Source organism: Paraburkholderia sp. BR13439 (assembly GCF_040948805.1).
Classification (GTDB): domain Bacteria; phylum Pseudomonadota; class Gammaproteobacteria; order Burkholderiales; family Burkholderiaceae; genus Paraburkholderia; species Paraburkholderia youngii.
This window is the reverse complement of record NZ_JBFPKN010000043.1, coordinates 22,009-31,798: the sequence shown is the minus strand read 5'-3', so window position 1 is coordinate 31,798 and position 9,790 is coordinate 22,009. Positions and strand designations below refer to the sequence as shown.

General features: G+C 61.8%; 9 protein-coding genes. 2 read left to right on the top strand and 7 right to left on the bottom strand.

Annotation, left to right across the window (positions count from 1 at the left end; all coding sequences use genetic code 11):
- Window positions 1-112: 112 nt before the first annotated feature.
- The 3 genes from AB3X96_RS39880 to AB3X96_RS39870 are packed head-to-tail and all read right to left on the bottom strand — an operon-like array spanning window position 113 to window position 2,114.
- Window positions 113-397, bottom strand: a complete 285-nt coding sequence (locus tag AB3X96_RS39880; RefSeq protein WP_368594084.1) for a hypothetical protein — start codon at window positions 395-397, stop codon at window positions 113-115.
- Between the two features lie 47 nt (window positions 398-444).
- Window positions 445-1,347, bottom strand: a complete 903-nt coding sequence (locus tag AB3X96_RS39875; RefSeq protein WP_368594083.1) for a DUF3365 domain-containing protein — start codon at window positions 1,345-1,347, stop codon at window positions 445-447.
- A complete protein-coding gene (locus tag AB3X96_RS39870; protein ID WP_368594082.1) occupies window positions 1,344-2,114 on the bottom strand; it encodes a hypothetical protein in 771 nt (256 codons plus the stop codon). Before AB3X96_RS39870 ends, AB3X96_RS39875 begins: the two co-directional genes overlap by 4 nt.
- Before the next feature lie 282 nt (window positions 2,115-2,396).
- On the opposite strand from AB3X96_RS39870, the gene AB3X96_RS39865 reads away from it, so the two are divergent.
- Both AB3X96_RS39865 and AB3X96_RS39860 read left to right on the top strand, forming a co-directional pair.
- Window positions 2,397-2,693, top strand: a complete 297-nt coding sequence (locus tag AB3X96_RS39865; RefSeq protein ID WP_368594081.1) for a hypothetical protein — start codon at window positions 2,397-2,399, stop codon at window positions 2,691-2,693.
- An 807-nt stretch (window positions 2,694-3,500) separates the two neighbouring features.
- Window positions 3,501-4,286 (top strand): hypothetical protein, encoded by a 786-nt coding sequence (locus tag AB3X96_RS39860; RefSeq protein ID WP_368594080.1) that lies wholly within the window; start codon window positions 3,501-3,503, stop codon window positions 4,284-4,286.
- Between the two features lie 257 nt (window positions 4,287-4,543).
- On the opposite strand, the gene AB3X96_RS39855 is transcribed toward AB3X96_RS39860, so the two are convergent.
- The 4 genes from AB3X96_RS39855 to AB3X96_RS39840 form a co-directional block, all read right to left on the bottom strand.
- Window positions 4,544-4,678 carry a hypothetical protein gene (locus AB3X96_RS39855; RefSeq protein WP_368594079.1) on the bottom strand — a complete coding sequence of 45 codons (135 nt, stop codon included), beginning with the start codon at window positions 4,676-4,678 and terminating at the stop codon, window positions 4,544-4,546.
- 32 nt (window positions 4,679-4,710) lie between these two features.
- A complete protein-coding gene (locus AB3X96_RS39850) occupies window positions 4,711-7,500 on the bottom strand; it encodes a hypothetical protein (protein ID WP_368594078.1) in 2,790 nt (929 codons plus the stop codon).
- Between the two features lie 325 nt (window positions 7,501-7,825).
- The gene (locus tag AB3X96_RS39845; RefSeq protein ID WP_368594077.1) at window positions 7,826-9,034 is read right to left on the bottom strand and encodes a hypothetical protein; all 1,209 of its coding nucleotides are present in this window, start codon (window positions 9,032-9,034) and stop codon (window positions 7,826-7,828) included.
- A gap of 39 nt (window positions 9,035-9,073) precedes the next feature.
- Complete coding sequence (locus AB3X96_RS39840) at window positions 9,074-9,766, bottom strand: metal-dependent hydrolase (protein WP_368594085.1); 693 nt, start codon at window positions 9,764-9,766, stop codon at window positions 9,074-9,076.
- Between the last annotated feature and the right edge of the window lie 24 nt (window positions 9,767-9,790).

The window sequence follows — 9,790 nt, the reverse complement described above, 5'->3', positions numbered from 1 at the left end:
ACATCGACTCGGTATAGCCGTCCGCTCCGCGCATCGCTTCAGTCTCAGTGTTGTCCGATTCTTTGTTTCAACGTTTACCCCTCCCGCCTGGATGACGTGTGCGGGAGGTATTTCAACAGCCTGCTAGTGCCCGTGCGAAGTCGAGTTCGTCGAGCACGGCCGGCGGCGCCGGCGCGACGCGTTGCTCGAGAGCAAGCGGCTCGAAAACCGAAGGCTCCAGATCGACATCGCCGCTCGCCCCCCCGCCGACGAGAAGGACATCGCTCGACCAGATCCTCACGCCGCGCCCCGAACGCCCGAGCGCGACGACATCCCTGGCTGGCGATTCCGAGTCCGGCGTGGTCGCGGACAAGGAGGCGGGCGTCCACATCGTTACGCCGCGGGTTCGACGCTTCATCAGTTGCTCGTTCATATCTGGCTTGTCCTCTGCTAAACGCATGCAATTCACTCGACTTCGGCGTCTGTGCCGTGGGAGTCGATCATCCTGAACGCTTCGACAAGGCTCGTTTTCATCCGGCCGAACGACACGGCCAGCGAGTCGATTTCGTCGTTGCCGCGCGAGCCGAAATCCGGGCCGTCGAGCTTGCCGAGGCTGATCTCGTCCGCCGCTCGCGAGAGTGCGCGTACACGGCGAGTGACCAGCAGGTGGATCATGATATTCAACGCAAGCAGCAGCGACCCGAACACCACCGCAAGCGACAGCATGAAGGTTCGGAGCAGGTCATCTGCGCGCGCGAGGGCGACCGTCATCGGCACCGAAACGAAGTCCGCGCCGATCACTTGGTGCATCTGCCAATTGAAGCCGTTGTTCGGGCCGTATTTGTCGATCAGCGTTTTCGGCGCCCTGGACGGCGTGCTGTGGCATTCCATGCAGGCGGCATCGTCGATTCGGATCGGGCGCCCGATTTGAAGCGTCGGGCCGCTCGGTGTGTCCCGCGTCTGAACCAGCTCGCTGAGTTCGGGTTTGTCGTGCAACTTCTGGATCACGTCCGCTTCCCACTGCGTCGGCCGATCGCGCGGATTGGTCGGGTCGAGCATGGTCGAACGATAGGCATAGTTCGGGAGATCCTTCTGCAGCATCGTCAACATTTCGACGGCGGAGTACGCCGGTACGGACTGCGATACGAAGCCGTACTTCATCTGCGTCTGCAGCAGCGGCGTGATCTGCTCCGCAGTGTAGCTTTGCGCGGCGCTGGCCGATGCCATAAGCACGCGTGCGTTCTGCAACGTTTCTTCCACCGCGGTGCGTTGCAACTGATCGCGTGCGAGCCAGCCGGCCGACACGAAGCCTATCGCGAAGATCGCGACGAACATGAGATTCAATTTGACGCTCAACGACAGTCTCATGAGTTTTCCTTGTCGGCGCATTGCCGATTCGACCAATGCGGCCTTGGGAGTGGGGGCGGGTAGAGCACGGGGCGCCATTCCGGCAAATCGGCCAAATTCCGTCGGATCGAGCAGCGAAACGGATCTTGCTGCGCCAGCGTGCGAAAGCGATGGACGAACGTCCGACGCATCGGCAATGGGCTGTTCAGCCAGTCGGCGATGTCGGCGTAAGTCACGTCTTGAGCCTGGGAAAGCGGCGCATCGGGCGCGGGTGTTCGTCCCGGCAGCGGGGCGAGCGGGTCGCGAAATGCGACCGGCAACTGGCTGACGAATCCACCGGGCGGACGCGGCTCTTGTTCGGGTTGCGCACCGGGTTTGCGTCGGATGTAGAAGTCGTCGCTCAAAGCAATGGATGCTGGATGAGCTTCCGGCTCGAACACCACGCCTTCGCCGGTCTTGACGAACAATTCGGTCTCCACGATGGTGGCGTGGACAACGATCGAAGCTCGCTTGATTGATGCGCTCAAGAAGGGAGCGTCGATGGCCTCCAACTGGACCGTGCCATGCCGCGTATCGGTGGTGAGCAGGTCACCGGGCAGTAATGCAACGGGTGCATCCACAACGAACATCGATGTTCCGCGAATCAGCCCTACCGGCGTTTGCGGGATCAGCATCAGATGCGATCCCGTGGCCGCTGCCGCGATGCTGACGCGCGCGCAAAAGGGCAGGGCGGCGGCGAGCATGAGCCGGGCAGCCATGCAGGGCTGCGCGCGTTGCGGCGGATTCATCGCTGTCGGCTCCTCGTAAAAAGATTCGGAAACACGGCAAGATAACAGTTGGCCGGCCGGTTTTATTGCGCATGCTTCGGAATTCGAAATATCGCTTCGCGTCATGGACGATGTTCTTGAATTGGACGGTTCCGTGCCGAGCTTGGCTCAAGAGACGTCAGGCGATCGGTAATGCCGCGTTACCTATTTCGCAGTGCCGTTTCACCTGTGCATGACCGAGCCTTCTACACTCCGAGCCATGTTCATCGTTGGTTTATTGCTGAACGAACTAGGAGAAGCGAAATGAAAAAGGTTATCGGTTTGGCACTCGGCTTGGCAGTATTGGCGGCCTCGACGGCGGCGTCCGCGCATGTCGATCTCGACCTCGGAGTCGGCATTCCCGTCATCACGGCAACGCCGCCTGCGTACGTGCCGTCGCCTGTCGTTTATGGTGGCCCGGGGCCCGTGGTGGTGCACGATTGGGATCACGACGGCTGGCGCGAACGCGAATGGCGCGAGCATGAGTGGCGCCGCCACGAATGGAGAGAGCACGAGTGGCATGAACATGAGTGGCGAGAGCACCACGGCTGGGGCGGCTAGTCGAAACGGTCATTCGGCATGGGGCCGGCTCGGATCCGCGTAAGTCGACGGCGCACCTGTCTGATTTCGAGGCGCGCGACCGCGCCTCAGCCCATTCAGTCGGCGCTCTCTCCGGAGTGGCCAACTTGGGGACTCGATGATATCAATGGATCTTTTTTTACATCTTCATAGCGAGGGGGCGGCAATATCACGTCCTCAACCGCTTGTATCCGATTCATCCTTTCCAAGGGTATGAAAACGCAGTTCAAGATCCCATCAAGCCAACGTTCGTTGCGCCTCTCGCCGTACTCTAGCGCCATAACCACCGGACCGAAGAGCGTAACCGGGGCAAACGCCGTCAGCCGTCCGGGTAAATGGGAGATTCCACTCGTCCTCATCTATTACTCCATGGGACTGCTTAGTGATTTGCTCGTTGCTCGATCAATGGATAGCAAGACACAGATTATCTGACCGGGCGGCAGCATCGATGCCTCCGCAGGCGAATCGGCCGATCGATTCGCGAAGGCGACAGCCGAGACATTGGCAATCGGCCGTATGCGGCAGTCTTCGATGCGATTCCGGATGTTCGCTGTCCTATGCGGCAATTCGGGGTATTGAGCGGGCGACGAGGCAACATCGCTGATAATTCCAGCAGCGAAATCGTCCTTCAAAGGCTACTCGTGGTGCCACCCGGCGTCCCGGAATTCACGCAAAACAGCGTCTGGGGCCTGTGGCTGGGAATGAGGATATGTCCGCGGCGAAGTGGACGCGTACCCGTACCGCTGCGGATCGAGCGGATAGTTAGAGGGCCGGTTGGCCGGAAACACCATGAAACCTGTTTATAGATCGACGCTCCCGACGATTTTTGATGGCGAGAAATTTGGCATCCAAAACAAAGCCGCGCAAACCAACGGCAGTTTGCCTAAGGAAGAGGGCCCTTCGCGACCCGGTGGAGCGGCTCATTTCGGTCTTTTGGAAGCGTTCTCAGAAAGGGACAAGCAAGGCGGCGGAAAGGTACAACAGCCACGTGCGCCGAAGGTGAAATTGGCAGCGCCTGCCCGCAACGTTTCGCTTATATCGGATGATGACATCCATCACCTGCTGCCCGACGCGGAGCGCGCGTACAAGCAGGCCCGCAAGTACCACGGAACTTGTCCGAGTAGCGCCAAGTCGATTAAGGAGTACGGTTTCGATGTGGACCGCAAATCAAGTGGTGCGACGGACGCCTATCTCAGGCGATATGGCGAGCAGTCTATGCCGAAGAAGCGCCTGAAGCGGGCAAGGCAAGGTCACTACCTGACTGGGGACAAGGAGGTGGCGCGGCAGTATGCGGGTGCTAACGACGGAAAGAAAGCAATCGTGCGAGTCCTGATTCCGGACGCCTCTAATTTCGATATGCAACCCGATCCGGATAGCAAGTCTTCAGGACATGCCTACAGAGCGACAAAGTCAATTCCCCCGGAGTATGTGTTGCAATCTCACCGCGACTACGATTTCGGATATAACGCTCAAGTGTTCCAGGAAGCGTTGAAAAATGAGCGCGTCGATGTCCCGGAGGAGTTGGCGGCATGGTTGCTCGCGCAAGTTCAATCCGATTCGGAGGGTGATTTTTAGCCTCCCACTGGCTTCGCATTTTATGAGGTTACTTCGCCAACGGCGATCGCTGTCAAGCGGCGGCCGTGTTGTTAAACTCGTTTTCTGGCAAGAGAGCACCCTTGGGTGACAACCTACACTTTGAACCTATCCCACAGGACTTCGCAAGGAAAAACGCTGGTCAACGGGCAACCGCTTCACCTGTCGGATTTCTTGCGTATCTCTGGCGCTAGCGCAACAGATATTGCAGAGAAACTTTCTGATGCACTCGGACGGTATCAATCCTTCGTCGGATAGATGCCGCCCACGTCTCCGGTTTCCAGATACTGCGTCGGTTTGGAACCCCATACGAGATGCGCGAAGCCTCCTGCCCGCATCTCGAAATGGATCGTTTCGGTTAGTCTGCGCGGCATGGCTTTGAGTGCGGTCGCCCAGATCACGCCGTTTACCGGCGGCCGCCCCCGCGCGTGCCTCGAGCGGGCTTGCGCGCAGGGCGATCTGGCGGCTGGGCTGAGTCGGACGTTTGTCGCCCGCGAGCTTGTGGAATCGCTGAGGGTTGGGGCGCTTTTTTTGCGAGCTCCGCGCGCACACTGGCGTCAAGCTCGTTCATCTTCTTGAGCGGGGCACGGCTCCGCTTGAGCCGACCAGGCGGCAGTAATACCGCCGCAGGTTCCACTATGACGGCACCCGCCGCCGTAGCGACCTCCTGGAAAAAGACACCAGCCTGTTCCTTCCCGCGAGCCATTTTTTGACCGATCGATGCCGATTTGGCCCGCTCCTTCTGGTAGCCAGTCGTGGTGGTCAAGTCCGTCTTGACGCGGGTACCGTCCTCGGGTGATCGGGCCATGGATCGCGGAACATCTATTGCGATTGTGTCGGGCACACCCGAAAGCCTGGTGAGGTTGTCGATCAGGTTCACGACGGCCGGATGGTTGTCGCTCAGTACGCCTGAGCCTAGTTCGGGCATCGGGAACGCGAGGTCGATTCGATCTTCCTTGGACCGAGCCGTCGCGGCGGCTATCCTTGTCCTTTGCGCTTTCTGATGAGGCGTGCGGTCTGCGGCGTTATACGGAGCGGTGAGCGGGGCGATGCTGTTCGTGAAGAAAAGGTTAAAAATGTTCTTGTCGCCGAATTCGAAGGTGCGGTGGATGCCGTGAGCCGCCAGGTCGAGTTTGGCGATGTTCACTGCGAGGCCCGTAACCGGTGCGGCAACGTTGGTCAACAAGATTCCCAATGCTGCTGCGCCGGCGTTGGTGTAGGTGTAACGTTCTTTCTCTCCGTCAACCAGTTCTCTGGCTTTCGTCAGCTCGTCCACCTGGGTCCTGCCGTCACCGCAAAAAAGGGCGCGCACGTGAGGATTCCTGATGGAAGCCAATGCTTCTCGAGCCTGCTTCATCGCGTCCCTCACGGCCGGATCCATCCCCTCCCTCATGGCTTGCTCCATTGGCTTCTTCATGGCGGGCGCCGCCGACGCTGCGGAAGCTTTTCCTGATTCGGAGACAACGTACTGCATACGAGACATCGCCAATTCAAGATTGAGCAGGTCCACCAAGTTGGAAGTGAGATGCTTCATCAGGCGTTCCTGCCTGGCCTGGTTCGCTTCCTGCCATCCTGGGCGGCGCAACTTCTTCCCCTCTTCTTCCAGGCGCGCTTGCTTCTTGCTCTCGATCAGCAGGCGCTGCAATCGCGCGACATCGCCCGCGAGGCGCTTGCGCGCCCCGTCCAGGCGAATGCGCAGCGGCGTCTTCCAGGCGTCGGTGACGGTTTTGCGATTGAAATGCGCCGCATGCCTGGCCTCGAATTTCGCCTCCTCCCGCGCGAGTTCCTCGTGCAGGTCGTCGATCTTCCAAGGTTCAGCTCGGATCGATTCGTGGATCTTCTTTTTCGTCGCCTCATATTCCGTATAGTCGTTCCAGTTGTCGGCTGGCTGAAACTTTTGATTTTGGTCGGGCTTGTCGCGCGCCGTGATCTTGTGCAATTCCTCGAGCAGCTCCTTCTCGGCCGTCGACTCGAGGGCGGCCCGCTCGGAGCTGGTCTTGAAGCGAGCCGATTTTCTCGCCTTGCGATAGGCCGAATAGGCCTGCGCACGATCGCGCTGCAGCGCCATGACATCACCGTCGAGCAGGTCGGCGGACTTGCCCAGCGCAACGATGGCCCGGTTTGCCTTGGCTTCGCCGTCCTTGCTTGGGCCTTGGCTCAACTGGTATCCGACGTAGAGCGCGAAGCCGAGCGGAATGGCCGCTGCGCTTACTCCGCCCGTGGCCGCCGCGGATACGGCGATGGGTGTCAAGGTTCCGAGGAGTCCGGTGCCAAAAGCGAGTGCGGCCGAAGCATAGCTGGTTCGAAGGTAACGCTTGTTACCGTGCCATTCGACCTTCACCATTTCCCTGGCTGCCTTGTACCGCGACTTCAAGTCAGACAGGTAGCAGTACTTCGCAAAGGCTATCTCCAACCGATCCCTGGCTTCCTGTATGGCCTTCGGGCTTTGCTGAGCGTCGACGGCTGTCTGAATATCGTCGAGCGCTTGCTCGATCTCCCGCAGAGTCTTTTGCGCGCCACCCAGTTCTCGCAGCGGGATCACGGACCGGAGCAGACCCGGCCCGGTCTTGGCGGTCGGAGACGCGTCCGCACGCCCGAGCGCCATGATTTCCTCGGTAGCGGCATTGCGGAAGCGCCTGCGGCCCGAGTCCAGCGAGGTCTTGGCGACAACGGCGCTCGTCGCGATCTGAACGGCCGCGAGGACGACCTTGGCTGTCAAATCGGGGGTGAAGTTCTGCGCCGCGCTGAACGCGCCATTGCCTTGGGATGCGAATACCGCATGCTGGCGGTGGAGCGCACCGACGCCCGTATTCCTGAAGCTGGCCATCACCTTGTCGGGATCCTCGCCGACCGCCTCGAGGAAGGCGCGCACCATGGCATCGACGTAGTCCTGTTCCGTGCAATCCACTTCCACGGCCTCCTGCTTTCCGGTGCTCCGCTCGCGGACCTTCTGCATCGAGGACTTCTCGTCCTCTCTCTGGAGACGTTTCGGCAACAGCCTGCGATCTTTCTTGTCGACATGCGTCAGCTCATAGGTCAGCGCCTTCATCTTCGCCAATCCCATGACAGACACCTTGTCAGCCGCGTGCGCAGCCTGGCTCTTGACCCATTCTTCGCAGATTTGGGGGGCGACGTCTTCCCACTCGCCTTCGAGCCGCAGGGCGGGGGGATTCAGCACCTTCTTCGTGTCGAACAATTGGCCGAGGCGATTCTTCCCGGTCGGCTCGGATGCCGCCGTTGTCCTGGCCGACGGAAAGAGTTGCGAGACGGGGACGCTGGGCGTCGCTCTGGAGCGATCGCCATCGAGCACCGCGGCATGGCGCGAGCGATCTGGATGCCTGTCGGGGTTTTGACGAGGGCGAATCGGAGGAAGCGCAATCTGGGTTGCCGGTGAAGCACCACCTGCATGCGTCGAAGTACCTTCGACATGCGTTGGAGTGCTCGGGGCTCCCCCGCGCGTGGGGGGCAAGACCTTGAATCGGGGGATGCCTGACATGGCGTGTTTTCGTGGCCACCGAAAGTCATGATTTAGGCCTGCATGGTATCCACCGTGGCCGCTCGCCGTTCTGCCAGCCGCGAAGCTGAGCACAACGGCGCGAAGCTGTTCGCTGAGCGCGTCTCAGGTCAGTGCAAACTCCACGCCCGCGCGGACGTTCCCTGTTTGCCCGGGCTCGCTGCCGATTGCGCCGCCGTAGTCGACTTCGTACAGGCGCACCAGCGACGACGTAACGTGATAGTCGGCAAAGCAGTCCGACAGCGGATCGCTCTCGTGCAATGCGGCCAGCGCGTACAGCCAGCGTCCGCAGCATAGCGCGTTGTGGACGTGACGCAGCAGCGCGCGAAACAATATGGCCGAGTCGTCTTCGACGGCGATGAAGGCGAGATAAAGATACGGCAACGCCTTGCCCGGCGTCGGCAGCCGCGGCAGTCCCCGCAGACGGGCCATGAGGTTGTAAGCCGGGACGCAGCCAGGCGGTAGGGCTCGCATAGCGCTCGACGTGCGCCTGGCGCAGGCTGGATTGATCCCACGTGGCCAACGTCGCGCATACGCGGCCTTGGCGCAGCGCCAGGAAGAAGTCCTTCGCCTGGAGGGTGCCGCAGCGCCCGCCCGGGCGGAAATCGTCGATGCTGAGAACCGGCGCCCAAAGATGGTCGGCCCGATGCCGATTCAGAAACTCGACGATCGCCGGCAATTCGTCGGGCCGCGCGCGCCGCAGCTCCACCCCGGAAACCGTCAATTCGGGCCGGCACTTTGCGAGGTGGATGGCCGGTGCGACAAGCCGCCCGCGCGGCAGGTAGGTCGGCAGCCCGGCTCGGCCGCCGACGAGGCTGTTCAGCGCGGTGGCGTTGTCGTCGTAGATCAGCGTGAAGCACGGCAGCGGATCGGCCTCGTGCAGCGTGCGCAGATACCGGTAGGTGCGCGCGAGCAGCGTTCCGCTGCGGTAGTCCGGATGGATGCGGAGATCGGCGAGATGGGCCGTGCGCTCAGGCCTGCCGTTCACAAAAGTGGTCGTGATGCAGCGGCTGCCCATGACGACGATGCGGCCGCTAGCGCGCTCGCGGCCCGTGAGCACCTGGACGGAGTCGCCTTGCAGCCTGCAAGCGTCGAAGTACGACGGCTCGCGCCGCAGGCTGATCGCGGCGGCGCCCTGTATCCAGTCGTGGGCCATGCGCTCACGCAGTTGCGCGTCGTCTGCTTGGGTGGCGAGCGAGAAATCGAAACGTGTCATAGGCATTCCGGTGGGCGGATAGTGACGAGGAATTTCGTTTCAGGCGGCTCGCCGCGGGCCGCCGGGAGGCCGGACGAGATACTGCAGCCAGCGCGGCGCCATGCGGCCGAGCGAGGGCAGGCTGCCTACCGCCAGCGCACACGCGTCAGCGAGCACGCGCCGGCGTCGGACCCCGGCGGCGATGTCGCAGCGGCACAAGGCGCGCGTGGCGCGCAGGCCGTCGAGCACAAGGTAGCCAGACGCGAGACACAAAGCGAGCGCGCGCTGCATGCGGCCTACGCCTTGGAGCGCGGCCACTTCCATCGCGACGTGACTGTGATCGAGCTCCTCACGCGCATGCCAGCGCCACAGGCGGCTCTGTGGCGACGCATCGTCCACCATGAGGTAGCGCCGCTCGAGAATCTCTCGTGCGAGCAGAGTGGTGAGGTGCTCGAACGCGGCTACGAGCGCGAGCTTCAGCGGCAGGCTCAGACAGGCCAGTTCGTCCGCTGCGCGGCGGGCTCGCTCCGCCGCGGCGCCGGCGGCCGGCGTGCGGGCGAGCAGCGCGGCGTTGTAGCGCTCATGGGCCCGCCGATGCGCGCGCTCCTCGCGCATAAATCGGGCGACGTCCTCGCGCAGGCCGGGAGGGACCGACTCCCCGGCTTCGCGAAGCCACTGCTCGAGCGTTGCAACGAAGAATATCTCGCCGGCCGGGAGCAGCAACGATAGCGCGTCGAACAGACGGCTGCGCACCAAGGACCGGTTCCAGGTCACCAC